The 25,421-nt window shown below is 55.4% G+C and carries 22 protein-coding genes; 4 read left to right on the top strand and 18 right to left on the bottom strand.

Features of this window, described 5'->3' with window-relative positions; all coding sequences use genetic code 11:
- From ABVS15_RS11730 to ABVS15_RS11685, 10 genes are all read right to left on the bottom strand, one after another.
- The gene (locus ABVS15_RS11730; protein WP_369283864.1) at positions 1 to 1,056 is read right to left on the bottom strand and encodes a hypothetical protein; all 1,056 of its coding nucleotides are present in this window, start codon (positions 1,054 to 1,056) and stop codon (positions 1 to 3) included.
- The gene (locus tag ABVS15_RS11725; protein WP_369283863.1) at positions 1,049 to 1,537 is read right to left on the bottom strand and encodes an RNA polymerase sigma factor; all 489 of its coding nucleotides are present in this window, start codon (positions 1,535 to 1,537) and stop codon (positions 1,049 to 1,051) included. Before ABVS15_RS11725 ends, ABVS15_RS11730 begins: the two co-directional genes overlap by 8 nt.
- 353 nt (positions 1,538 to 1,890) lie before the next feature.
- Positions 1,891 to 2,937 carry an aldose epimerase family protein gene (locus tag ABVS15_RS11720; protein WP_369283862.1) on the bottom strand — a complete coding sequence of 349 codons (1,047 nt, stop codon included), beginning with the start codon at positions 2,935 to 2,937 and terminating at the stop codon, positions 1,891 to 1,893.
- Between the two features lie 15 nt (positions 2,938 to 2,952).
- Positions 2,953 to 3,648, bottom strand: a complete 696-nt coding sequence (araD, locus tag ABVS15_RS11715; RefSeq protein ID WP_369283861.1) for an L-ribulose-5-phosphate 4-epimerase — start codon at positions 3,646 to 3,648, stop codon at positions 2,953 to 2,955.
- A 12-nt stretch (positions 3,649 to 3,660) separates the two neighbouring features.
- Entirely contained in the window at positions 3,661 to 5,127 is a 1,467-nt protein-coding gene (araA, locus tag ABVS15_RS11710) for an L-arabinose isomerase (RefSeq protein ID WP_369283860.1), read from the bottom strand.
- A 17-nt stretch (positions 5,128 to 5,144) separates the two neighbouring features.
- On the bottom strand, positions 5,145 to 6,662 hold the full coding sequence (locus ABVS15_RS11705) for a xylulokinase (protein ID WP_369283859.1): 1,518 nt from the start codon (positions 6,660 to 6,662) through the stop codon (positions 5,145 to 5,147).
- A 19-nt stretch (positions 6,663 to 6,681) separates the two neighbouring features.
- On the bottom strand, positions 6,682 to 7,740 hold the full coding sequence (locus ABVS15_RS11700; RefSeq protein ID WP_369283858.1) for a sugar ABC transporter permease YjfF: 1,059 nt from the start codon (positions 7,738 to 7,740) through the stop codon (positions 6,682 to 6,684).
- A 1-nt stretch (position 7,741) separates the two neighbouring features.
- The gene (locus ABVS15_RS11695) at positions 7,742 to 8,863 is read right to left on the bottom strand and encodes an ABC transporter permease (RefSeq protein ID WP_369283857.1); all 1,122 of its coding nucleotides are present in this window, start codon (positions 8,861 to 8,863) and stop codon (positions 7,742 to 7,744) included.
- Positions 8,860 to 10,377: a sugar ABC transporter ATP-binding protein gene (locus tag ABVS15_RS11690; RefSeq protein WP_369283856.1), complete on the bottom strand. Its 1,518-nt coding sequence runs from the start codon at positions 10,375 to 10,377 to the stop codon at positions 8,860 to 8,862. Before ABVS15_RS11690 ends, ABVS15_RS11695 begins: the two co-directional genes overlap by 4 nt.
- A 132-nt stretch (positions 10,378 to 10,509) precedes the next feature.
- On the bottom strand, positions 10,510 to 11,526 hold the full coding sequence (locus ABVS15_RS11685) for an ABC transporter substrate-binding protein (RefSeq protein WP_369283855.1): 1,017 nt from the start codon (positions 11,524 to 11,526) through the stop codon (positions 10,510 to 10,512).
- A gap of 534 nt (positions 11,527 to 12,060) precedes the next feature.
- Here ABVS15_RS11685 and ABVS15_RS11680 point away from each other — a divergent pair.
- The 4 genes from ABVS15_RS11680 (at position 12,061) to ABVS15_RS11665 (ending at position 17,282) form a co-directional block, all read left to right on the top strand.
- Positions 12,061 to 13,131: a substrate-binding domain-containing protein gene (locus ABVS15_RS11680; protein ID WP_369283854.1), complete on the top strand. Its 1,071-nt coding sequence runs from the start codon at positions 12,061 to 12,063 to the stop codon at positions 13,129 to 13,131.
- Between the two features lie 106 nt (positions 13,132 to 13,237).
- Positions 13,238 to 14,860 (top strand): response regulator, encoded by a 1,623-nt coding sequence (locus tag ABVS15_RS11675; protein WP_369283853.1) that lies wholly within the window; start codon positions 13,238 to 13,240, stop codon positions 14,858 to 14,860.
- The gene (locus tag ABVS15_RS11670; RefSeq protein ID WP_369283852.1) at positions 14,857 to 16,296 is read left to right on the top strand and encodes a sensor histidine kinase; all 1,440 of its coding nucleotides are present in this window, start codon (positions 14,857 to 14,859) and stop codon (positions 16,294 to 16,296) included. The genes ABVS15_RS11675 and ABVS15_RS11670 overlap by 4 nt, the downstream gene beginning before the upstream one ends.
- Complete coding sequence (locus ABVS15_RS11665; RefSeq protein ID WP_369283851.1) at positions 16,293 to 17,282, top strand: ABC transporter substrate-binding protein; 990 nt, start codon at positions 16,293 to 16,295, stop codon at positions 17,280 to 17,282. Before ABVS15_RS11670 ends, ABVS15_RS11665 begins: the two co-directional genes overlap by 4 nt.
- A 133-nt stretch (positions 17,283 to 17,415) precedes the next feature.
- On the opposite strand, the gene ABVS15_RS11660 is transcribed toward ABVS15_RS11665, so the two are convergent.
- The 8 genes from ABVS15_RS11660 to ABVS15_RS11625 all read right to left on the bottom strand — a co-directional run bounded on the left by ABVS15_RS11660 (position 17,416) and on the right by ABVS15_RS11625 (position 25,218).
- Entirely contained in the window at positions 17,416 to 18,168 is a 753-nt protein-coding gene (locus ABVS15_RS11660; RefSeq protein WP_369283850.1) for an SDR family oxidoreductase, read from the bottom strand.
- A gap of 14 nt (positions 18,169 to 18,182) precedes the next feature.
- On the bottom strand, positions 18,183 to 19,466 hold the full coding sequence (locus ABVS15_RS11655) for a TRAP transporter large permease (protein ID WP_369283849.1): 1,284 nt from the start codon (positions 19,464 to 19,466) through the stop codon (positions 18,183 to 18,185).
- The gene (locus tag ABVS15_RS11650) at positions 19,463 to 19,969 is read right to left on the bottom strand and encodes a TRAP transporter small permease (RefSeq protein WP_369283848.1); all 507 of its coding nucleotides are present in this window, start codon (positions 19,967 to 19,969) and stop codon (positions 19,463 to 19,465) included. The genes ABVS15_RS11655 and ABVS15_RS11650 overlap by 4 nt, the downstream gene beginning before the upstream one ends.
- 160 nt (positions 19,970 to 20,129) lie before the next feature.
- Entirely contained in the window at positions 20,130 to 21,167 is a 1,038-nt protein-coding gene (locus ABVS15_RS11645; RefSeq protein WP_369283847.1) for a C4-dicarboxylate TRAP transporter substrate-binding protein, read from the bottom strand.
- Between the two features lie 124 nt (positions 21,168 to 21,291).
- Entirely contained in the window at positions 21,292 to 21,747 is a 456-nt protein-coding gene (locus ABVS15_RS11640) for a MaoC/PaaZ C-terminal domain-containing protein (RefSeq protein WP_294856189.1), read from the bottom strand.
- 29 nt (positions 21,748 to 21,776) lie between these two features.
- Positions 21,777 to 22,910 (bottom strand): CaiB/BaiF CoA transferase family protein, encoded by a 1,134-nt coding sequence (locus ABVS15_RS11635; RefSeq protein ID WP_369283846.1) that lies wholly within the window; start codon positions 22,908 to 22,910, stop codon positions 21,777 to 21,779.
- Between the two features lie 17 nt (positions 22,911 to 22,927).
- Positions 22,928 to 24,067 carry a CaiB/BaiF CoA transferase family protein gene (locus ABVS15_RS11630; protein WP_369283845.1) on the bottom strand — a complete coding sequence of 380 codons (1,140 nt, stop codon included), beginning with the start codon at positions 24,065 to 24,067 and terminating at the stop codon, positions 22,928 to 22,930.
- Complete coding sequence (locus tag ABVS15_RS11625; protein ID WP_369283844.1) at positions 24,064 to 25,218, bottom strand: ABC transporter substrate-binding protein; 1,155 nt, start codon at positions 25,216 to 25,218, stop codon at positions 24,064 to 24,066. Before ABVS15_RS11625 ends, ABVS15_RS11630 begins: the two co-directional genes overlap by 4 nt.
- Positions 25,219 to 25,421 lie beyond the last annotated feature (203 nt).

Here is a 25,421-nt window from a genome sequence, read left to right as displayed (position 1 = left end):
TTATTCCGCATCTTTCAACGGGAAAGTGACCTGCCACTTCCCCTCCGTTTTCATTCCGGAGGTTACAAAATCTCCATACAGTGAATATTCTGCAAGCTTCTCCCGGGGGATGTCAAAGACGTATTCATGGTAATCAATGCGCCCGGGCTGTTCATATTGGTTGGAGAAAGAAAAGCTGTAATTGCCGTCAATTTGAGTGCCGGTTTTGTCTTTTAAATAAAAAAAACCATGATGATCGTTATCCAGCGGCTCTTTTATGGCAGTTTGAATATGCAGCTTTCCGTCAATATAGGCAATCCCGGTCAGGTCGATCCCGTCAACAGAAAGCACATCCATAGGCGCTGCGGGAATCAAGGCAATGGGATTCTTCTCAAACTCCAGATAGCCTTCATTATCCCTGCCGCCGCCCCCGTTGGGCGATACCGTTTGCGTCTGTTCGGCATCAGGAATATCGGAAAGGCGGATTGGGATTTCCAGACTCTCATACCTGCTTTTATGGCTTAAAAATCCCCCCACGGAAAACGTAATTTTATCGCCTGCGATGTTTTGGCCGCCCCACTCATCAATTGTAATTAAAAACATAGCTGTTTTGGTATCTTCTTTATACCCCGCCAATTCACAATGGGCAGCGCTGTCAAAGGGCCGGTTAATGGAATAGCTGTCAAACAGGTCGGTGGTCCCATCAATGCGATCTCCAGTCAAGTCCTGCATGGTGACGTATATTTCCGCTGTCTCATCATGAATATATGCGGAAACCACCTCCATCTTGATCCCGTTGTCTTCGCTTGATGTTTGTACGGGCATAAAAAACTGGGCCGTGCCCGGAGACACCAGATACATCAGCCGATAGATGGGGGCCACTGTTGCAGCAAGCGCAGGCATTGCCAGCGTCAGGCAAATGCACAGCGCTGTCAAAGCCACGGCAGACCTTTTCAGACGCAAAGCGTTTCTGCTTTTCGGGAGATTGCTGCCATAAGCCGCATTTAAAACAGCTTGCAGCAACTGAGCGCTTGGCTGAATCTGCGCATTCATATGACTGTATCTTTCCTTAAACATCGTATTCCTCCTTCAGAAGGTTTTTGAGCAGCACCCTTGCACGGGTAAGCTGCGTCCTTACGGTGGCGCTTTTCCGCTCCAATACCCGGGCAATTTCTTCGGTAGACAGATCTTCATAGTAAAACAGATGAATCACCTCTCGATATTTGGGCGGCAATTTCTGCAATTCGTTATAAAGGTCTGTGTCTTCCTTTGTTTCAAAAACCAGATTTTCCGCCAAGGGAACTGTCTTTCTTTTCCAAGCGGAACCCCACAGCTTTTTGGAGCAGTTGACTGTCACTTTGATAAACCATGCTTTTCTGTGGTCTTCATTTTCAAAGACCGGCCGCTTTTTTATATAGCGCAGAAAGACTTCCTGAAATATTTCATCCGCATCGTATGTTGTCCCTGTCCGTGCAAAGGCAAGGCGGTACACCAGATTGCTGTAAACCCTGATGACTTCTTCGGCGCAATCCTCCCCACGCAATGATTGTGGCTTCATATTTCCCCTTCCTCCTTTCACCATAAACACCCCCGCATGATCCAAAATGCTACACGGCTGGGTAAAAATTCAGCTTGCACTCAATTTCCCGAAATGCACTTATCATAGCATATTGAACGTCAGATAAATTCCGACTGTAATTTTCGGACAGCAAAAGCCGCCATTCCACTTTCGTGGAATGGCGGCTTTTAACCCCAAAGCGGTTTGAAAATCATTTTCAGCCTTATAACGCAAGGGCTCAAAACACAAAAAGATTTTTCAAAATCAAGGAGTACACTTTGGTTTATCTCCATTTACAAACGCAAACTTTGCAATGCGGGACGGGTCCGGCAGTCTTCTCCGTCACATTCCCTTCAGCGTGCTGAGAAGCGGTACTGCGTGGTCTGGCGGTACAGTTCTCCCTTACGCAGCACAGCGCTGGGAAAACCTGAATGATGGGGTGCGTCCGGGTAGCCCTGCGTTTCCAGACAGAAGGCCCAGCGTTTTGCATAGGGGGCGCCCCTCTTCCCCGTAGGACAGCCGTCTAGATAGTTTCCGGAGTAGAATTGAATCCCCGGCTGGGTGGTCAGAACTTCCAGTGTGATGCCGGTTTCCGGCCCGTAAGCTGCGGCGGCGGGACGCAGGGAGCCGGGTGCTCCGTCCACAGCCCAGTTGTGGTCGTACCCCTTCGCAAAGGCAAGCTGCGCAAAGGAATCGTCTACCAACACCCCGATCTTCACAGGTTTACGCAAATCCATGGGGGTATGCTCCACGGGGGCAAGCACACCCGTGGGAATGGAATGCGCGTCGGTGGGGGTATAACGGGAGGCCAAAACCTGGATTTCCTGATTCAAAACCGGACCGCTGTCATGCCCATTCAGATTAAAATAGGCGTGGCTGGTCAGATTGCAGAGGGTATCCCGGTCACACTCCGCTTGATATTCAATCGTCAGGCCATTGCACTCCAAATGGTAAGTCACCTGAATGGAAAGATTTCCGGGGTAATTTTCCTGCCCGTCGGGGCTGAACAGAGACAGAACCAGCGTGTCGGCAGAGAATTCCTCCACAGTCCAGACCTGCTTGTCAAAGCCCGTCAGTCCGCCGTGGAGATGATTCTCCCCGTCGTTTGCGGCCAGCGGATAGTGCATTCCGTTCAAATCAAAGCTCGCGCCGCCGATGCGGTTGGCAAACCGGCCGATAAGCGCGCCGATATATTTGTCCTGCCTGCGATAGTCCTCCAGCGTGTCAAAGCCCAGAACCACATCTACGAGGTCCCCGCTGCGGCCCGGCACCCTCAAAGAGCGCAGTGCACCGCCGTAGGTCAGAATCTCGCAGGACAGCGCCCCGCGATTCAGGGTATACTGCTCTACCACCGTGCCGTCCGGCATTTGACCGAAAAGCCGTTTCATCGGTGCATTCATTGCCGGTCCCCCTTTTCAACCCTGCCCGTAGTAGGCATTTTTACCGTGCTTACGCAGATAGTGCTTATCCAGCAGCTCCTGCTGCATGGGGGCAAGGCCGGGAGTAAGGGCCATGGCGTGGAAGTCCATAAACGCGCACTCCTCCAGCACCACCGCGTTATGTACCGCGTTGAAAGGGTCAGTCCCCCAGACAAACGGCCCATGGCTGTGGACCAGCACAGCGGGCACCTGCGCGGGGTCGATGCCCCGGCTCTGAAAGGTTTCCACAATAACGTTGCCTGTTTCCAGCTCATATTGCCCCGCAATTTCCGCTTCGGTCATCTTCCGCGTGCAGGGAATCTCGCCATAGAAATAGTCTCCCTGCGTGGTCCCAAGGGCGGGAACGCTCCGGCCGGCCTGCGCAAAGCTGGTGGCCCAGCGGCTGTGGGTGTGGACAATACCGCCCAGCGTGGGGAAAGCCTTGTACAGCACCAGATGGGTATCCGTGTCGCTGGAGGGCTTATAGCGGCCCTCCACCCGGTTCCCCTCCAGATCCACCACTACCATGTCTTCCGCTTTCATCTCGCCATACTCCACACCGGAGGGCTTGATGACCATCAGGCCGCGGCTCCGGTCGATGCCGGAGACATTGCCCCATGTGAACGTGACCAAATGGTGCTCCGGCAGGAGGAGGTTGGCCTCCAGCACCTGCTGTTTCAGTGCTTCCAGCATACTTTCAGCTCCTTACTTCAACTTCCACGCCAGATCGCTGAGGAACAGGTCGTGCTCCAGCCGTTCCACCGTGGCGTCCTTTCCGATGTGGACAAACTCAATATCCATCATGGTGCACCAGTCCTTCATCTGCCCGGCGGTCACGTCGTAGCTGAGCACCGTGTGGTGTGCACCTCCGGCGGTAATCCAGCACTCCACGCCGGTGGTAAGAGACGGCTCCGCCTGCCACATGACCCGGGCCACGGGTAGATTGGGCATGGGCAGAATCGGCTTGACGCAGTGAATATCCTGACAAATCAGGCGCAGACGGCCCCCCATATCCACAAGGCTGACCACGATGGCGTCCCCTGCCTTGCCCTCAAAGACCAGACGTGCCGGGTCCTTTGCATTCATGCCGATGCCAAGATGGTGAGTTTCAATACGGGGCTTTTCCGCGGCGCAGCAGGGGCAGACCTCCAGCATATGCGCACCCAGACTGTATTCCTGCCCCTCAACCAGATGATAGGTATAGTCCTCCATGAACAAAGACGCGCCGTTTCCGTTCTCGCCCATGGCCTTCAAAATGGCGGTCATGGCGGCCACCTTCCAGTCGCCTTCGCCGCCGTAGCCATAGCCCTGAGACATCAGGTGCTGGGATGCAAGGCCGGGGAGCTGGTCCATTCCGTAAAGGTCCTGAAATGTGTTGGAGAAAGCCGTGCAGCCCTCCGCGTCCAGCATTTTCCGGATGGCAATTTCCTCCCGGGCCTGATAGCGCACAAGATCCGTGTCGTCGGTTGCCATGGTGTACTGCTTTTCATAGACGGTCATTAGCGCGTCGATCTCCTCCTCGGTGACAGCGTTCATCACCTCAACAAGATCGCCCACAGCCCAGGTGTTCACCTGCCAGCCAAGCTTTGCCTGCACCTCCACCTTGTCGCCCTCGGTGACGGCCACTTCCCGCATGTTGTCCCCAAAGCGCATCACTTTCAGTCCCTTGGAGACGGCAACGCCCACGGCGGACTTCATCCAGCTCCCCAAGCGCTCCCGGACCGTATCGTCCCGCCAATAGCCCGCAATCACCTTGCGGGGCATACGCAGCCGGGCGGCAATGAAGCCGTGCTCCCGGTCGCCGTGGGCGGCCTGATTCAGGTTCATAAAGTCCATGTCGATTTCTTCATTGGGAATCTCCCGGTTATACTGGGTGGCAAAATGACAGTAAGGCTTTTGCAGGTCTACAAAGCCGTTAATCCACATTTTAGAGGGACTGAATGTGTGGCACCAGGTAATGATACCGGCGCAGCCGTCGTCATAATTGGCCTCTTTGACTACGTCGGCAATTTCACGGTTGGTCTTGGCGGTCAGCTTATAAATCAGAGGGTACGGCAGCACCCGGCTCAGCTCCGCCGCCATCTCGGCGGCGCGGGCATCCACAGTCTCCAAAACCTCGGGGCCGTACAGAAACTGGCTGCCCACCACAAACCAAAATTCATATTGTTTCATCGTATTATGTTCTCCTTTTACAAATGGCTCACCGCGGTGCGCTCTACTGCAAGGCCCACGCGAAAACGTTCAAGATAGGTGCGAAAGCCGATGATGTCCTCCTCGTCAGGCGTCTGGACGGAGCCGGGGATTCCCTCGAAGACATCCCGGGCCAAAAATTCCACCAGCGTTCGTCCCTGCCCGTTATGGAGATAGGCCGCCAACAGCGCCATCCCGTAAGGCCCGCCCTCCCCAGCGGTTTCCATACAGGTGACGGGGGCGTTGCAGGCGGCGGCCAGATATCTCTGCCCGACTACCGGGGTCTTAAAAAGCCCTCCATGTCCCGTCAACGTGTCGATCATCACGCCCTCAGACGCCAGAATGTCCATACCAATTTTCAAGGTTGCCATGGTGGCGTAAAGCTGGGAGCGGAGAAAGTTAGCTAAAGTGAAAGAGCTGTCCGGACGACGGACCACCATGGGCCGCCCTGCGTCCAGATGGGTGACGCCCTCTCCTGCCAGATAATTGTAGGTCAGCACACCGCCGCAGTCCGGGTCCCCCTCCAGGCTCTTCTGATAGAGCTTTGTAAAAAGCTCCCCGGTGGAAAACGACGCGCCGAAAAGCTCCGCAGCCTCCCCCAGCACGCTCACCCACGCGTTCATATCACCCGTGCAGTTGTTGCAGTGGACCATCGCCACCGGCGCACCGGTGGGGGTGGTGACCATATCGATTTCCGGATAAACCTTGGAAAGCGGCTTTTCCAGAACCACCATAGAGAAAATAGACGTACCCGCGGAGACATTGCCGGTACGGGGGGCCACCGCGTTGGTGGCTACCATTCCGGTTCCTGCGTCCCCCTCTGGGGGAGCAAACGGAATCCCCCGAGGAAGCAATCCGTCCAGCAGGCGGACGCCCTCCTCGGTCAGCTCACCAGCCATCGCTCCTGCGGGCAGCACGCGGGGCAGCAAATCCCGGATGCTCCATGGCTGCTTGGCTGTCAATTCTCCAAATTTTTGAAGCATTTCTTCGTTGTAGGTACGAACGGCGCTGTCAATGGGAAACATCCCGCTGGCCTCGCCGATGCCCACAGCGTTGACACCGGTGAGCATAAAGTGGACATACCCCGCCAGTGTCGTGATGTGGGCGATACGCTCCACATGGGGTTCCCGATTAAGCACCGCCTGATACAGGTGGGCAATGCTCCAGCGCTGGGGAATATTGAAGTTAAAAAGCGCCGTCAGCTCCTCCGCCGCCTGCGCGGTCATGGTATTCTGCCAGGTACGGAAGGGCGTCAGCAAATTCCAGTTTTCATCAAAAGCCAGATAGCCGTGCATCATGGCGGAAATGCCCATGGCCTGCACCTGTCGCCGATCCTGAATGCCGCCCAGCGCCGCCTTCAGTCCCGTCCAGACCTCCTCCAGCGGGTACGTCCAGACTCCGTTTTCATAGCGGCTTTTCCATGTGTAATCCCCGGAAAAAACGGGGACGCAGGCCGTGTTCACGGACACCGCCTTGATGCGGGTGGAACCCAGCTCGATGCCAAGAAATGTGTTCATACGCACAAGCTCCTTCCGCTTACTGCTTGCTTTTGTTTTTGCGCAGGAGAACCACGCTCTGGATGACCAGGAACAGGCAGATCATGGCCGCCACGGTGATGTTGGTCCACCACGCTTCATCCAGTCCCAGCGAGGAGACAATATTCTTGATGGTGCTCAGAGACAGCACACCGAAAAACGTACCTGCAATGTTGCCCACGCCCCCGGTCAGCATGGTGCCGCCGATGATGGAGGAGGCAATGGCGTTCATCTCCGCGCCGCTGGCGTGGGAGGGTGAGCCGGAACCAACGTGGAGGAAGTACACAAAGCCGCCGATCCCCGCCAGCAGACCGCACAGCAGGTAGGCCATGAACTTGGTACGCTTAACGTTGATGCCCAGCATATTGGCGCTCTGGGTGTTGCCGCCCACGGCGTAAAAATTGCGGCCCAGTCTGGTCCAGCGCAGCAGGCAGAACAGCAGGATTGCCGTAACCACCGCCACCACCACGCCGATCTCCACATAAGCTGGCACGTAAGCGCCCAGCTTGTTGACGGAACCCATCCCCGGCACATAGAGCCGGGTGGCCTTCAGCGCCCGAAACGCTTCATTTTCCACATTAAACTGGGTAGCATTGACGATGGTGGTCATTCCCTTGGCAAAGAACATACCCGCCAGCGTGACAATAAAGGGCTGAATCTCCAGATAAGCAATCAAAAACCCCTGAACGATTCCGAACGCCAGCCCGATGCCCAGCGCCAGCAGAAGCGACGTGAGCACGCTGCCGCCCTGATAGTCCAGATGGACGGCGCTGCTCATGCACACCAGCGCCGTCAGCGTACCCACAGAGATATCAATTCCCCCGGTAATCATGACGATACTCATGCCGCAGGAGAGAATGATGAGGCTGGCATTTTCATTGAGAATGTTGAAAAAGGTCTGGGGCTTCAAGAAGCCGGAGCCAAGAAAGAGAATCGCGCAGATGTACATGGCAATGAATACGGAAATGGTGATCAGCAGAAGCAGGTTCGTGTCGGAAATACCTCCGCGGCTTTTCAGCCGGGGCGTTTTCCCCGCCGTCACAATATTTGCGGTCGGCATATCAACCCACCTCCTTTGCCGGCTTTGCAGGCGAGAATCTCCTGGCGAGAATTCCCAGCCTCTCCCGGACCACGGGGGCGCTTAAAACCACCAGCAGGATGACCACCACGGCCTTATACGCCGGCAGCGCGCTGGACACCACATTGAACTTGAACAGCGTGGTGGTAAGGAACTGAATGACGTACGCGCCCAGAATGGACGCGGTCATGTTGAATTTACCCCCGCTGAGGGCGCTGCCGCCCAAAGCCACCGCCAAAATCGCGTCCATCTCGATATCCTTGGCCACCACGGAATAGTTGATGGTGGAAAAGCGGCTGACCTTGATGAAGCCCGCCACCGCCACGCAAAGTCCCATAATCACATAGGTAATGAACTTGATGAAAGCGGGGTCAATTCCGTTGAGCCGGGAGGAATGGGCGTTGATGCCCACCGACTGGGTATACAGTCCCAGATTTGTAAATTTCAATACCGCCGCAATGACAATCATACAGACGACGGCGATAAAGACCGGCGTGGGGATCGGAATGCCGGGAATAAAGTTGCCGAAATACCCGAAGGTCGCGTCGCTGATAATGGGCAGCTCGTTGTTGTTGATCCATGCGGCGATGGAGCGGCCCGCCGTAAACAAAATCAGCGTTGCCACCATGGGCTGAATCTTAAAATAAGCCACCAGCACACCGTTGAACGCGCCGAAGAGCATGGATACAAGGCAGCACACGAGAAAAGCCACAATAATGGGGGCGTGGAGGACCTCCGGCCGGGAGTCCGTCCCGCACAGCACCCGCAGCACCACGCTGCCGCCGATGGCGATGGCGGCACCCACGCTGATGTCCTGTCCGCCGGAGGCGGCCGTCACCAGCGTCATGCCGATAGCGAGAATTACAAGCTCTGAGGCATTGTCTAAAATCGTGATAAGATATCCGGACAGAACCGGGTTCCCCGCGCTGTTATGGTCCAGCGAAATGGTGAAAAAGGAAGGGTCGGCAATCAAATTGAATACCACCAGAATCAGTAGCGCCGCAATGGGAATAAAGATTTGATGCCGGGTCAGGCGGGAGAGCAGCGAGCCGGTTTTCACGCGCTGCGGCGGGGCCTGAATGGGTGTTTTTGTAGATGTTGTCATGGATTCTCACCTCCGGCGATGGTCGTCATGATCTTGTTCTGTGTCAGGTCATCCCCGGTCAGCTCGCCCACCACCTTGCGGTCACGCATCACAATCAGGCGGGAGCAGGTGCGCAGCATCTCGTCGATTTCCGAGGAGATGAAGGTGACGCTCTTGCCCTGCGCCGCCAGCTTCAGCACCAGCTTTTGAATCTCCAGCTTGGTGCCGATATCAATGCCCCGGGTGGGCTCGTCAAGAATCAAGAACACTGGATTGGTCAGTAGCCAGCGGGCCAAAATGACCTTTTGCTGATTCCCGCCGGAAAGGGATTTGACCGGCGTATCGGCGGAAGCCGTCTTAATGTCCAGCAGCTTGATGTACTCGTCGGCAAAGGCCTCCGCCTGCGCCCGGGTAAAGGGGCGGAAGAACCCCTTCATCACCTGAAGAGCCAGAATAATATTGTCCCGGACGGAAAGGTCGCCCACGATACCGTCCCGTTTGCGGTCCTCCGGCAGATAGCCGATGCCGTGCTTCATGGCATCCAGAGGCTTTGAAATCCGCACTTTCTTCCCGTTCATGGAAAGCGTGCCGCCAATCGCACGGTCCGCGCCGAACAGCGCCCGGACACACTCGCTGCGGCCGGAGCCCAAAAGGCCGGTAAAGCCGTTGACCTCACCCTTTTGAATGGAAAAATCAAAGGGCTTAATTCCGGCGGTACTGACAAGTTGGGAAGCCTCCATCACACTGACGCCGCCCGCGTCGTACCCGACCCGCGCGTCCGCCTTGCCAACGCCGTCCAAGTCATCCAGCTCCTTGCCCAGCATTTTGGAAACCAGCAGGACCCTGGGCAGGTCCTCTATGACATATTCTCCGACCAGCTGTCCGTCCCGCAGGACGGTGATCCGGTCGCAGACCTCGTATACCTGATCCAAAAAGTGGGTGACGAAGACAATTCCCACGCCCTTGGATTTCAGATTTATCATCAGATTAAATAGCTTGGCGACCTCCTGCTCGTCCAGAGAGGAGGTGGGTTCGTCCAGAATCAGCACCTTGCACTCCATATCCACCGCACGGGCGATGGCCACCATCTGCTGTACGGCAATGGAGCAGCTGGCAAGCTGCTGCGTGGGACTTGCCGGGATGCCCAGTGTGTCAAGGAGCTCCCCCGCGTCCCGGTTGATCTTTTTCCAGTTCGTCAGCGAGCTCTTTGTCCGCCCGATGTACATGTTCTCCGCCACGGTCAGGTTCGGGCAGAGGGTAATTTCCTGATAGACCGTGCTGATGCCCATTTCCTGCGCGTCCTGCGGGGATTTGATGGCGGCAGGGCCATCGTATCCCCGAATGTAAATGGTTCCCTCATCTTTCGGGTATACGCCCGTGAGAACCTTAATCAATGTGGATTTTCCTGCACCGTTTTCGCCCATCAGCGCATGGATTTCTCCTTCTCGCAGGGTAAAGTCCACATTTTGCAGGGCGCGTACGCCCGGAAAATTCTTGCAGATACCGCGCAGTTCCAATACGGCGCCCTCTTGCATAGCTTCTTCGCCTCCAGTCAAGGATGAGATACTTGAAAATAAAAGGGGCGCGCGGCGCGGATACAAGGATCAAGCATCCAAATATGCCGTACCGCGCGCCCTAGGTTATTTGAGATTCCGCGTTGCCAAAGCTTAGATACCGTAGGTATCCACGTCGGCTTGGGTGATGGTGGAGGCATCAAAGCCCTTCTCGTCCATGATGACAACCTTCTCGGCGGGGGCGTTGCCCTTCTCCAGCTCATGGATGATGTCGTTGATGTAGGAGGCCTGGAACGGGTTGCACTGTCCGTCATAGTTCCAGTTGCCTGCCAGCAGCTCTTCAAGGGCCCACTTGTTGCAGTCGAAGCCCATGATGATGACGTCGCCGTTCACGCCGTGGGAGATGTTGGCCTTATCCAGCGCGGCCACGGCGCCCTTGGCCATGTCGTCGTTCTCAGCATAGATGACATTAAAGGACTTGCCGGAGTCGATGACGGACTGGACGATCTGCTGCGCGGTTTCAGCGTTCCACTCGGCGGTCTGCTGGGTGATCATATTCCAGTTGTCGTTGGCGGCCACCATCTCGTCCAATGCGCCGGTGCGCCCGATCTGCGCGGCGGAGCCCATCACGCCCTGGATATGGATGACGTTATATGTATCCAGCTTCTGGCCTGCCAGCCAATCCACGGCAGTCTGGCCTTCCTTGGCCATGTCGGAGACAATGGAGGCCACATACAGGCTCTCGTCCGCGTCAATGGTACGGTCGAACAGAATGACCTGAATACCAGCGGTCTGTGCATCCTGCAGGACGGAATCCCAACCGGAGGTGCCTGCCGCAGAGATCAGCAGATAATCCACCTCGTCCTGAATGAACTTCTGGGCAGCAGCGATCTGCTCGTCATTTTTCAGGCTGTACGCAAAGGAGGCCTCATAGCCGTTGGCCTCGGTAAAGGTGGCCTTCATATCCTTATCATTGGCGGTACGATAGCCGGATTCGTTGGGGTCGTTGTTGATAATGCCAACTTTGATCAGGTCGCTGCCGCCCTCGGGGGCGGAGGCTGCGCTTCCGGCAGAACCGGCGCTCCCGGCGGGGGCGCCGCCGTTACCGCCACAGGCGGCCAGCGCGAGAACCATGCACAGAGACAATGCAAGACTAAGCAACTTTTTCATGTTTCATCCTCACTTTCATTCATCGCATTTCGTGTGATACGAGAACCGTCATCCGGAAGTACTTCCTTCTTCCGTCAGGTTTTCTTGTCTGCATTAAACCTGATTCTAGGCATAAAGTCAATATGTGCTTGTGCGATTTCACTATATTTGTATGCATAAACAAAACAAATTTTACAAAAATTTAAAACCAACGTACAATTTTTGAAAAATCATTGCTTTTCATCTAATTTTTGTTTAATATTTTACGGTGATAGCGGGTATTTGTTTGTTTTTCTATGATTTCGCCGAAGACCTTTTAGGCAGGGACAAGCATATATACTTGCCCATTTCTGGCCTGAAGGCGGGAACTTCCTTTTGAAAAGTGGACTATTTTATGGTCTGCATGTCCAATTTCTTGTACAAAGATGGGGTAAGTTTCAGAATTTGTTTTGGGCATATTGCAAAAATAGTTGAAAAATCAACTTTATTTTTTAGCTACATTGTGGTAACTCTGGTATAATCAACCTATCGATCACAGTGACAGAGGTGGATACAATGGCATCAAAGTACAGTGTTTTAGCCGGCATTCTGCGGGAGGAGCTTCTCCGCGGGGGCATCTCCGGGGGGTACAAATTTCCAACGGAGGCGGAGCTGGCCCGGCGATACCGGATGAGCCGCCAGACCGTGCGGCACGCGATTCAGCTTCTGGCGGAGGAAGGACTGGTGGCAACGCGTCAGGGCAGCGGCATCTATGCCACCGGAAAGCCGGTGGATATTGCCTCCCGTCAGGTTGCGGTGATTACGTCCTTTCTGGACGACTACATTTTCCCGACGGTGCTCCATGACGCGCAGACTGTCTTTGCGCAGGAGGGCTATTCCACGCTGGTGTTCTCCACAGAGAATGAAGTCATGCGTGAACGGGAAATCCTAAGCAAGCTGCTTTTGGAGCCGGTACGGGGGATTTTGGTGGAGGGCGCGAAAACTGCCCTGCCCAGCCCCAACATTGACTTGTACCAAAAACTGCGTCAGGCGGACATTCCCATCGTTTTTCTTCATGGCGCCTATGCCGAATTGGCAGGGGTTCCCTGTGTCTCCGACGACAATTACGGCGGCGGCTATCAGCTTGCCCGCTATCTCATCGGAAAGGGACATAAAAACATTGCGGGAATTTTTAAAAGCGACGACATTCAGGGCCCCCAACGCTACCATGGCGTAGTGTGCGCCCTGCGGGACGCGGGCCTTCCCATTCGTGACGACAGCTTCCGCTGGTATGATACCCATGACCGGACCGTGTTGGTGAATCACCGCGATCCACAGCTGCTCCGCCACCTTTTGGAGCCGCAGGGCTCTGCCTCCACGGCAGTCATCTGCTATAACGACGAGATTGCCTACCTGCTGGTGCAGGCGCTGCTTTCCATGAAAATCAGGGTTCCGGAGGACATGGCCGTCGTCAGCTTTGACAACAGCTATTATAGTCAAATCGGCTCCACACCCATCACCTCCCTGTGCCACAGAAACAATAAAATGGGGCATGTCGCCGCCGAGCAGTTGATTCACATGTTTCAGGGCCTGGGCGGCTCCTCCCATGCGCTGGGCTGGGAGCTGATGGAGCGCGCCAGCAGTTAATGAAGCGCCGCGGAATTTTATATTCTGAAACCGCCATGGAAGTTTTTGGCGGGATATGCTATGCTGTTAAAAAAGGCGGCGGGGACCGTCTGGGGGAGGGACCGTTTTGCTGCGGGTATTTTTAGTGGAGGACGAGAGCATCATCCGGGAGACTCTACGGGACACGGTGCCTTGGGGACAGTACGGATACACGTTCGCCGGTGAAGCCGGTGACGGTGAGCTTGCCCTGCCCATGATCCGCCAGACAAAACCAGACGTGCTGATTACCGATATCCGGATGCCCTTTATGGACGGACTGGCCCTGAGCAAGCTGGTGCTCAGCGAGCTGCCAAAAACAAAGGTCATCATTATCTCCGGCTATGACGACTTTGAGTATGCCCATCAGGCCATCGACATCGGTGTGGAGCAGTTTTTACTCAAGCCGGTCACCAAAAGCAAGCTTTTGGAGGTGCTGGAGCATATCCGCGAAAAGATTGAGAGTGAGCGTGTTCAGGGCGGCTATCTGACCCAGTTCCACGTGGAGGCGCAGGAATACGAGCAGTATGCCCGCCGCCGTTTTTTTGAGCAGGTGGTGGCCGGACAGCTTTCCATCCAGCAGATTTACGAACAGGCCGACCGGCTGGATCTGGACCTGCGTGCCCAGTGCTATACCATTGCGTTTTTCTCGATCCTTCCTGAAAAGCCGGGGGAAGCGGAGCATTACTCGGAACCGGGGGCGCAGATTCGGGATTCGCTGCTGGAGCACTTTTTGAAATATCCGGAATATATCCTCCTGCGCTGGAACCTGACCACCTACGCCGTGCTGCTCAAGGGAGAAACCGCCCGAATGCCAGACTATATCCGGCGGTGCATCGACACCGTGCAGAGCCGGTATGCATCCGGCCCTTCCGAAATGAGCTGGTACGTGGCGGTGGGCACGCCCACCCAGCGGCTGAGCATGCTGCCCGCCTGCTTTGAAGAGGTGTCCCGTCTGTGGGCGTACCGGCACATTGTGCCGGAGCGGCACGTTCTGACGAAGGACACGGTGGACTTTTTCGTGGGCACCGGCGGTGACGGCAATTTGATGCGGCTGGACGCAGCCAAGGTCAATCCCTCCATTTTGCTGGGCGTGATGCGCAGCGCCGGTGTGGAGGAAATCCCTAATTTTGTAGGCGAGTATCTGGGCGGCATCGCGGAGGCGCTGGAATCAAAGCCCTTTTGCCAGTATCTCATGCTCAGCGCCCGCTTTACCGCGGCGGAGTACGCGCAGACGCTGGGCTGTGCTCAGGAGACATTTTTAGAAAGCCTCGGCTGTCTGGAGCAGGTGGGCCGGAACGTCACCGCGGAAGAACTGAAAGAATACCTGAGCGAGATTTTAATTGCCGCGGCGGACCTGCGGGACAAAACCTCCAACCGCCAGTACCACGGCCTTTTGCAGCAGGCAGTTGGCTATTTGGACCAGCACTATATGGAAAACGAGCTCTCACTGAACCGGGTGGCCCAGCAGGTCAATATCAGTCCCAACTACCTTTCCGCCCTATTCAGTCAGGAGATGGGCTGCACCCTGACCGAATACCTGACGGAAAAACGGATGGAAAAGGCGCGGGATCTGCTGCGCTCCACCACAAAGCGCTCCGGAGAAATCGCCTTCGAGGTGGGGTATAAGGACCCCCACTATTTTAGCTTCCTCTTCAAAAAATCGCAGGGCTGCACACCCCGGGACTATCGCGCCGGGAGGAGCAAGCCATGAAGCTGTATGGCAATCCTGACAAGCCGGTTTCCGTCCAGGGCAATATGCGCCGGCTTCTGGTGTCCTTTGCTATGCCCGCCATCGTGATTCTGGTGGCGATTTTAGGACTTCTGGCCGCCTATAACCGACACTACGAGGGGCTTTTGCACAACGTGACCACCGCCTCGGAATTCAATCAGGATTTCAAGGAAACCATCGACCTCAAGATGTACTACTATGTCATTGAAAGCCAATATTCCGAGGGTCTGCCCATCGGAGAGGTGGAGGACGCCCAGCTTCTGGCCCGGAGCCTGCTGCGCACCACCACGCAGAAGGATAGCCGCCTTGCCATTTCCAGCGTGCTGGACCTGTGCGAAAATCTGGAGGAGAAGATCTATCAGATTGAGACAATCCGAAGCTATGACGAGCGGCAGGCCCAGCTTGAAAACAATATCTATGTGCTCACCGCTCTGATTCAGGAGTATATGTATACCTACCTCTATCACGAGGCGGTCTACCTGAACACCCTGCAAACACAGTTCTCCCACCAGATTCTGGCGGAGGTTGTGCTTGTGACGGTCCTCATCATCGGTCTGGTGCTGCTTTCCACACGGCGGAGCTTCCGGCTGGGGCAATCCATTACGGGCCCGATTGTAAATCTCTGCGACCGGGTGGAGGCGATCAGCACTGGAGACTTAAACGCCCACACGCCGGTACAGTCCGAAATGTACGAGATTCAGACCCTGAGCGTGGGCGTGGAGCAAATGGTAAGCCGTCTTAACGCCCAGATTCAGGAAAACACGCAAAAGCAGGCCACGCTGCGGCGCACAGAGCTGGCGCTGCTTCAATCCCAGATTAACCCTCACTTTTTGTACAATACCATGGATACCATCATCTGGCTGATTGAAGCGGATAAGACGCAGGAGGCCGTGGAGATGGTTTCCAATCTCTCGGACTTTTTCCGCCATTCCCTGAGCAAGGGCCGGGACGTCATCTCTCTGCTGGAGGAAGGCCGCCATGTTTGCAGCTACCTCCAAATCCAGCAGGTGCGGTATAAGGATATTCTGCATTACACCGTTAACATTGCCCCGGAACTGGGGGCCTTCCTGATTCCAAAGCTGACGTTGCAGCCGCTGGTGGAAAACGCCCTCTATCACGGAATCAAAATGAAGCGGGGGCTGGGCCACCTCTATGTGGTGGGCCGCGGGGAGGACGGCGACGTGGTGCTTCAGGTGACGGATGACGGCGTGGGAATTCCGCCCCAGCGGCTGGAGGAGCTGCGTCAGGCCATGGCCCGGGGCGAACGGGTTGGATTTGGCCTCTCCACGGTGCACGAACGCCTCCGGCTGTTTTTCGGCCCGGGCTATGGGCTGGCGCTTACCAGCCGTGAAGGAATCGGCACCACCGTGACAATTCGGATTCCAAAACGCTCTTTGCAGGAGGAACGCACGCCATGAAGATGCGATGGATCCTACCCGCGCTGATTTCGGCGGTGGTATTGTCCGGCTGCGCCGGACAGACGCCCCCTCCGCCGCCTGAGGAAGCTTTGATCGTCGTGGGCATCTCTCAGGTGGGGGCCGAATCCGACTGGCGGGTGGCCAATTCTGAATCCATGAAGGCCGTTTTCACCGAAAGCAGCGGCTATCGCCTGCTGTTTGAGGATGCCAAGCAAAAGCAGGAAAATCAGATCACCGCCATTCGGAAATTCATTCAGCAGAAGGTGGACTATATCGTGCTGCTGCCCCTGCGGGAAACCGGCTGGGATTCCGTGCTTCAGGAGGCGAAGGATGCCGGAATCCCTGTAATTATTGCGGACCGCATGGTGGATGTGGCGGATGAATCGCTTTTTGTCGCCCATGTGGGGTCCAATTTCCGCATGGAGGGGGAAAAAGCGGTGGCCTGGCTGGAGGACTACGCCCGCTTCACAGGAAAGGAAACTCTGAATATCATTCACATTCAGGGCACAATGGGCTCCACCGCCCAAATTGGCCGCACGGCGGCGCTGGAGCAGGCCTTGAAAAACCACGCTGACTGGACGCTGCAAATCCGGCTGGACGGGGATTTCACGCAGGCCAAGACCTATGAAGAAGTGAAACAATACCTGTCCGAACAAGAAGTCCCTCCAGAGATTGATGTGGTCTACTGTGAAAATGACAATGAGGCCTTTGGCGCGATTCAGGCACTGGAGGAGGCCGGATATACCTGCGGCGAAGGCGGCATCGCCGTCATCTCTTTCGACGCCACCCGTAACTGTCTTACCCAGTGCCTGAACGGGAAAATTTCTCTGGCGATGGAGTGCAACCCCTTGCTTGGCCCGCTGACAGCAGGCGTTATCAGGATTCTGGAATCGGGGGGCACCCCTGAAAAGGAACACTATATCGAAGAACGTTCCTTTACTAAAGAAACGCTGACGGAGGAAATGATTGCCGCCCGGCTATACTGAATTGAGCGGTTTCATTGAAAGTCAATGTAAGCCGTCATGGGAGATTGAGAAAAGCGGAAGGGACAGAGATACAATCTCTGTCCCTTCCGCTTTTTGTGCAGCTGTCATCAGCACTCACTTTTGCAGGCCGCCTTTAGCTGCATAGAAATCCGCCGTCTACCTGAATGACGTTCCCCGAAAGATAATCTGAAGCGGCAGAGGCCAGAAAAACCGTTACGCCCTTCATATCCTCCGCCCTGCCCCAGCGTCCTGCGGGAATGCGCCCGGTAATTCGCGTACCGGCCTCGCTGATCATGAGATCATGGCTCAGTTCCGTCTCCATATATCCCGGCGCGATGGCATTTACATTGATTCCATGTGGCATCCATTCGTTGGACAGTGCCTTCGTTAACTGAACAACCCCGCCCTTGCTGGCAGAATAGGCCGCCACATTCTGCCCCCCGATAAAAGAGGTCATGGAAGCAATATTGATGATTTTTCCGGACCCCTGCTCCAGCATCACCCGCCCCGCCAACTGCGACAAATAGAACATAGCGGACAGATTGATTGCAAGCAGGTGCTCCCACTGCTCCGGGGGAAACTCCTCGGCAGGGCAGCGGAATTGGGTCCCGGCGCCATTGACCAGAATATCCAGAGAACCGCCCAGCAGCGCAACCGCCCTGTGAAAAGCGGCCTTCCTAGAGGCTTGGTCAGTCAGGTCGCCATCCACGACGAAATAACCCGGCTCTTTCAAACCTGCGCGCAGAGCTTCCAGATTTTTGGGGGATCCCCCCAGCAGGACAACGCTTGCCCCGGCCTCCCGCAGGGCACGGGCCTGTGCAAAGCACAGCCCCGTCGTTCGGGAAGCCCCGGTGACAATCGCCTTCTTCCTCGTTAAGTCAAACATCACCACACCGTTCCTTACCCCAGCAGGCGGGGCAGCAGCAGGGTGATGGGGGGGATGTAGGTAATTGCCAGCAGCCCGATAATCATGGCAAGAATCAGCATCCACGACTCCTTCAAAAATCGATCTATGCCTACCTTAATAATAGAGCAGGTCAAAAACATTAGCGTTCCGAACGGGGGTGTGATGCCGCCCAGCGTGACATTGACGCACATGACGATTCCGAAGAGAATCGGGTCCACGCCCAGCGCAACCATGGTGGGCACCAGCAGCGGTGTGAGAATAATCAGGGATGCGGTCCCTTCCAAAAACATTCCCACCACCAGCAAAAACAGGTTTACGAGCAGCAGCATCACATATTTGTTGGTTGTTATGGTCAGCAGGACCTCGGAAAGCTTGGTGGGAATTTGCTCCCAACTCATGTAGTTTCCGAAGGAGGCCGCCGCGCTGATAATCAGCATCACGCCCGCAGTGCTGACGACACACTCCTTGATAATCTGGGGAAACATGCTGATTTTCAGCTCTTTATAGACAAAAGTACCCACAAAAATGCAGTAGAACACGCAGATTGCGCCCGCCTCGGTGGCCGTAAACACGCCCATCCGCAGGCCCATAATGATTCCCAGAGGGATCAGCAGCGCCCAAAACGCCTCCCGCAGCGTGCGCAGGGCATCTGCCAGCTTCACCTTTGTGGTTCTGGTTCCCAGATAGCCCTTCTTTTTAGAGACAAGGTGCACCGTGACCATCAGGCAGATCATCAGGAAGATACCGGGGCCGTAGCCCGCCAGAAACATCTTCGCAACGGACACATTTGCAAGGCTGGCGTAGAGAATCAGGCAGATGCCGGGGGGGATGATGGGCGTCAGGATTGAGGATGCGGCTGTGACGCCGGCGGAAAAGCCCTTGCTGTACCCTCGTTTGGTCATTTCCGGCACCAGCATCTTGGACTGCATGGCCGCATCAGCGTTTGCCGACCCGGAGACGCCGCCCATCAGCGCGCTGAGCACCACGTTGGACTGCGCCAGGCCGCCCACCATGCGCCCGGTGAGCATGTCGGCCACATTCATCAGGCGCGTGGCAATGCCTGAGTAGTTCATAATGACACCTACGGATACAAAAAACGGGACTGCCAGCAGGGTAAAGGATTCGCCCTGTGCCACCATCTTTTGAAAAATCATAAAGGGAGCCAGCGTTGTGTTGCAAAACGCAAAATAATACAGCACGGACACCATCAGCGAATAAGCGATGGGAATGTTCAAGCAAAAGAGGACCAGCAAAATAATCAGCGGTATAAAGTTCATTCGACGTTTTCCCCCTCATTCTCTGCGGGGACGGTTTTAAATGCCTTGAGGTCCTCCGCCACACGCTTTGCCGTATAGTAAGTCATAAACGCAAAACTGATTGCAATGGGGATGTCGTAAACTGTGTAGGGGAGTTGAAGACTCAGCGACACCTTGTTGGCCGCACTCATGGCAAATTTCCAGCCAAGCACACACATCACAACGCAGATTGCAACCTGTGCGATATCAATTATCAGCGTAGCCGTCTTATTAATTTTGGAAGGAAACAGATTAATCAAGATATCCACGCTGATCAGGCCGCCCCGCTCCTTGCAGCAGACCGCCGCCCCCATAAAAATTGTCCAGATAAAGCCGATTGCCGCAACTTCCTCGCTCCACACAAGGGAGCGGCCCGTGGTAAATCGCAGAATTACGTTGAGAAAAACAACTGAGATCATGATGACAAACGCGGCTCCGGAAACTGTCTCCAGAATATGATCGCCGATCCACCTAAATAATTTCATAGCACCCAACTCCTTTCTTTGCCTGCCGACAGGCCACTTACGAAGCGGCCTGTCGGCAGACATTCCCACCCTGTCTGAATTTATGTAGTGAGAGATTATCCGTGTTTTCCTGATTCTCCGCAGGCGGCGCGCCCTACGCCGCCCGGTTCTTTCTGTCTTCTTACTTCAGGATGGCGGAGACTGTGTCGTACAGGCCGTCGGACCAGCCGCTGATATTCCCATAGACGGACTTTGTGGCGTCCACAAACGCGTCGTGGTCCGCTTCATAGAACGTAACGCCCTCGTCCTCCAGCATGGTCTGGAATCCCGCCTCGTCCACCGTCACTCTGTCAATGCTGACCTGTGCCGCATTGGTAATTTCCTCCTGAAGAATGGCCTGATACTCCGCGGGCATGGAATTGAAGTAATCGGCAGACATATTCACGCTCCAGATGGCCATGATGTGCTTGTCCAGCGTGATATTTTTGCAGACCTCATAGATTTTGGAACTATAAAGTGTGGAAAGCGGGGCCTCGGCACCGTTGCAAACACCCTGCTGCAATGCGCTGTACACCTCGTTCCAAGGCATCTGGGTCACAGTGGCACCCATGGCCTCCAGCATCCCCACACGGGTGGGAGAGGAGGCGGAGCGAATCTTCATCCCCTTCAGATCCGCAGGCGTGGTAACACCCTTGTCGCCTGAATAGGTCAGGTTTCTGGAGCCGAAGTACCAGCTCATTCCAAGATTCTTGATTCCCTGGCTCTCCAGTTTGCCGCGCATATCCTGCATCCAGTCGGACTCGTCTACCAGCTTAAACTCGCTGGGATCGGAGAAGAGGAAGGGGCCGTCCAAAACGCCAAGGTCAGGCGCGTATGCCGCCAGAAAGTCGGGAGTTCCAAAGGCGATCACATTCGCACCCTGCGCACAAAGCTCCAGCGCATCCGTGTCGGTGGCCAGCTGCCCGTCCGGGAAGTTTTCAAAAACCACGCCGCCGTTGGTCCGTTCCGTAACCGTTTTGGCCATAGCCTGTGCGCACTGGGCCACGGTTTCGTTTCCAGAAATGGTATAGGACATCTTCAGTGTGTAAACCTTTCCGTCTCCATCGGCGGACGCAGCGCCGGAAGACGCATTGGGAGAAGAGGCCGCGCCGTTGTTCCCGCATGCGGCGAGAGAGAAAGTCATTGCCAGAGAAAGCAGTAATGTCAAAAATCTTTTCATAATCCATTCCCTTTCGTTGTTTGTTTTTTGTCGGGTAAAGCTTTCGCCGGTTATAGGTTCCTTGTTCCGGGGGACGGGGTGGGATGGGAGGGAACGACTGAAGCGTAAATCTGCGGCAGTAAACTCACTTGGAAAGGGGCGTGCGCCGCTCGTTCAATGTCAGATGGTCGCAGATCAAAACCACCTCTCCGTGCTGGTTGATTACGTCCATATGCTCAACGACGATCCCCATGTCCGGGCGCTTGGGATGGTCGCGCTTCTCTGTGATAGTCACCACCACATGGATGGTGTCGCCGATAAACACGGGCTTTACAAAGCGCAGGCGGTCATATCCATAGGAAAAGCCCACGGTGTTGATGGTGGCGGCCTTCATGCCCACCGCCATGCTGAAGGTCAGCGCTCCGTGGGCAATCCGCTGGCCAAACTCGCTTTTTTTCGCAAATTCCACGTCCATGTGGTGGGGGAACACGTCTCCAAGGTCCGCGTGAAGCACGATGTCCGTCTCTGTCATCGTTCTGCTGTAAGTAGTGTGCGTGTCTCCGACGTTAAAATCCTCAAAATAAATCGCCATAGTGTCCATAAATGTCTCTCCTTTTTCTGATGAACTTATTAATTTGCCATGCCGTATTTTTGGTTCTGCGCACCAATGGCGGGCGCGGGCTTTTCATTCAGCAGACTTTCGCCGTCTATGCGGATAGGGCAGCGGGTGGTGGCAAAAGAATTGCCATCCTCCCGTTCCACTGTCTGAAGCATTTCAAGGCTCTGAAAGCCCTCTGTTTCCAGCAGCTCTTCCCAGTTATAAACCCGGGCGCACCAGATGTCGGCAGGCTCCAGAATTTGCAGCCAGCGATCCACCGTCCCGGTTTTCAGGTGGTCCCGCAAAAAGCCTTTGATCTCGTCCATTTTGTCAAACCAGTCCGCTTTTTGGGTATACCGGGTCAGCGGTTCGCAGCCAAGCAGCCTCCCCAGCTCCGGCACCGGGGTCATCGCCAGCGCCAGGTATCCGTCCCGGGCCGCGTAGATTCCATAGGGCGCTCCGTGGCAGGGATTTACGCCGTTCACCTCGCTGCGGGGCGAAAGCTTTCGTCCGTTGTTCAGGTAGGCTCCGAAGTTTTCAAATTCAATGTCCAGCATCGCCTCGGCAAGGCTTGTTTCAATTTTGCAGCCCTCCCCTGTGCGCCCCCGGCGATAAAGGCCCGCCAGAATGCCCTGTGCCATGTACATTCCGCTGAATTCATCCGCCACAGAAACGCCGAAGGGAATCGGGTCCGAGCCGCTGCCGCTCAGATAACAGGCCCCCGTGGCGCACTGCACCAGCAGGTCCTGCCCCGGGCGGTCCTTCCACGGATTGTCCCGTCCATAGCCCGTGATTTCTCCATACACAATAGAGGGGTTGATTTTTTTCACCGATTCATAGTCAAGGCCCAGCCGGTCCGTCACATCAGCCCGAAAATTGATGAGCATTGCGTCCGCCGACTGTATCAAAGGAATCAGCTTCTCCCGCTGCTCCTGATTTTTCAGGTCCAGACTTACGCTCTCCTTATTTCTGTTTACAAAATAGTAGCTCGCATTATTGCCGTTAAATTTCAATGCGGGGCCATAGTTGGTTCTGTATGAGTCCCCGGTACCCGGACGCTCCACCTTGATGACGGTGGCGCCCATATCAGCCAGTCGAAGGCTTGCAAACGGCCCCGCCAGAAACTGGCTGAAATCCAAAATCGTAAATCCTTCCAGTGGTTTCATGCTTCTCACTCCCCTCCTCACAGACCAAACTCGTGCCTAAGCTTCTCGGTATCCGCCCCCAGCCGGGGCGCGAAGGTCCCCGCTCCCGCACGTTTTCCGTTCACGCGAATGGGGCATTTGGTGGTCCAGATGGGGTCCTCCAGCTCCGGGCGGCGAATGTCGATCAGCGTATCCAGCGCCGTGAAAAATTCCGAGCGCACCATCTGATCCCAGTCGTAAATCTCCCCGCACCAGAAGTCTCCTTTTTGCAGCACATCCAGCCAGTGCGCCGTGGTATCCGTTGCAAGACGCCGGGCGATGATGTCCTTCAGCTCGTCCCGTTTTTCCATGGGATCGTCGTCTCCCATCAGCTCCGGCTCATCCAGCAGCGCGCCAAGGTCCTTCACGGAGCCCATGGAAACAGCGATAAAGCTGTCCTTTGTTTCGTAAATTCCGTAAGGCGCGCCAAGGTCCACGTTGGCATTTCCCAGCTTGCTGCGCTGGGGAAGCTGCCCGTCCCTGTTCAGGTAGTTGGAGAAATTTTCAAACTGGAGGTCCATCATGGACTCCAGGAGGGAAACCTCCACCTTACCGCCCACTCCGGTTTTCCCGCGCCGCACCAGGCAGGCCAGCAGGCCCTGCGCCAGATGGGTGCCCGTAATGGAGTCTGCCAGGGAAAGGCCCAGCGCGATGGGCGGATCGTCCCGGTCCCCCGTTAAGTACGCCGCGCCGGATATCACCTGGGCCAGCAGGTCCTGTCCGGGCTTTTTCACCCAGGGGCCCTCCGTCCCGTATCCGGTCACCGTGCCGTAGACGATTCCGGGATTCGTCTTCTTCACCGTTTCGTAATCCAGACCCATTCGCTCCATAATGCCTGGCCTGAAATTGGAGATCATCACATCCGCCCGGTCAATCAGACGGCGGACGGACATTAAATCCTCGGGATTTTTCAAATCCGCCGCGTAGCTCTCCTTGCCTCGGTTGATAATCTGGAAATTGACCGAATCCCCGTCGGACATCAGATTGTTCAGCGTGAGCTGGCGCCCGCTGTCGCCCACCCCGGGCCGCTCCACCTTAATGACCCGCGCACCCAGATCTCCCAGCCGCATGGCCGCAGACGGGCCGGATAAAAACTGGCAAAAATCAAGTACAATAACTCCCTCTAACAGCTTCATCATGTTCCTCTCCGGGACTTTAAATACAGCGCATTCAGCTTCTCCAGCGCACCCTTGACATCGGTCCCCGTTTTCATATATTCCTGCACAATGAATCCGCCTTGATCCTGCAAATCCATGTACCCGTTGTATCTCGGCCGAATGGAGCAATGCTCCAGCGTGTCCGCGGTATCTTTAAAGAATCCGTTGGACCGCTCGTTCACCCATCGGTCTTCCCATGCGGTTTTATAGCCGGGCTGTCCGCCCGCGTCAAAAAAGAGCGTCCTTTGAATTTTTTCCGAAGCCACGTATTGGCAGAAGTCCGCAATTTCCTTCCGGTTTTTCGCATTGGCGGAAACCGCCAGACCCGTTCCTCCCAAGGTGGTTTTCAGCATCGTGCCGTGATAGGACACTACGTTTGCCGCCTTTAGCACCCGTTCGCCGTAGCCCGGACGAAAATAATTCACATAGCCAAAAATGAAGGGACTGTATAGGTAGGGGCTGTCTGCCCTGCTCAACTCCTCGTATACCTGAATCGGATTCATTTCAAAAAGAGCCGGGTCGCACAGCGCTGCCAGCTCCCGCTGGCGCTCCAGCGCTTCTGCCCCTACGGCATAGGGAACCAACTCCTCCTCACCGTACAAATTTTCGTCTCCGCCGGCAATCGTCGCGCACAGGGAGAAGAAATCCAGAATCGTATATACCGGCCCGCCCGCAAAGATGACGCCCCGTCCTTTGGCAAGGGAGAGCACATCCTCCCAAGTCTCCGGCAGTCCGGCCCCCGCTTTTTCCAGAAGGTCCTGCCGATAAACCGCCACCGGAGCCGCTCCGTCGATCGGCAGTGCAATTTGCTGCTCCTGCATGGTATAGCTGCGATAGGACGGGCCAATGCTGTTCCTCTTTTGATCCTCCAAAAAGTCCGCAGGAAGCAGCTCATTCAGCGGAATCAGTATCTGGGACGCCACTGCCCGCCCTGTCCACGGATGATCCAGCACCAGCATATCGTACCGCTGGGCCAGCTCCTCGATTGACTGGCTTTCAAAGTTTGCCAGCGACCGTTTTTCCCATGTAATCCGAATCTCCGGATGAAGCTCCTCATAGCGCTGTGAAACTGCAACCATCGGGGGGTAGCCCCGGCTGTGGGACCACGTTATCCCCGTCAAATGAATAGGCACTGTTGTTTCCTCCATACCAAAAATAGTTGGTCTTTGTTATTCTGGTAGTACCGCGTTCCAAAAGTAATGTATCATTTGATTGATTGCATGTCAATATACCAAAGAATATTTGTGCGTATTTACAAAGCTAGTCTTATTTTTTGAACAAATTATCAATTTTCTTTTTTTGGAACCATTTGACAAACATATGCAGTATGGTATAC

This window comes from Oscillibacter sp. GMB15532 (assembly GCF_041020825.1).
Classification (GTDB): domain Bacteria; phylum Bacillota; class Clostridia; order Oscillospirales; family Oscillospiraceae; genus Oscillibacter.
The sequence above is the reverse complement of the archived record's forward strand: the minus strand, read 5'-3'. Positions and strand labels throughout refer to the sequence as shown.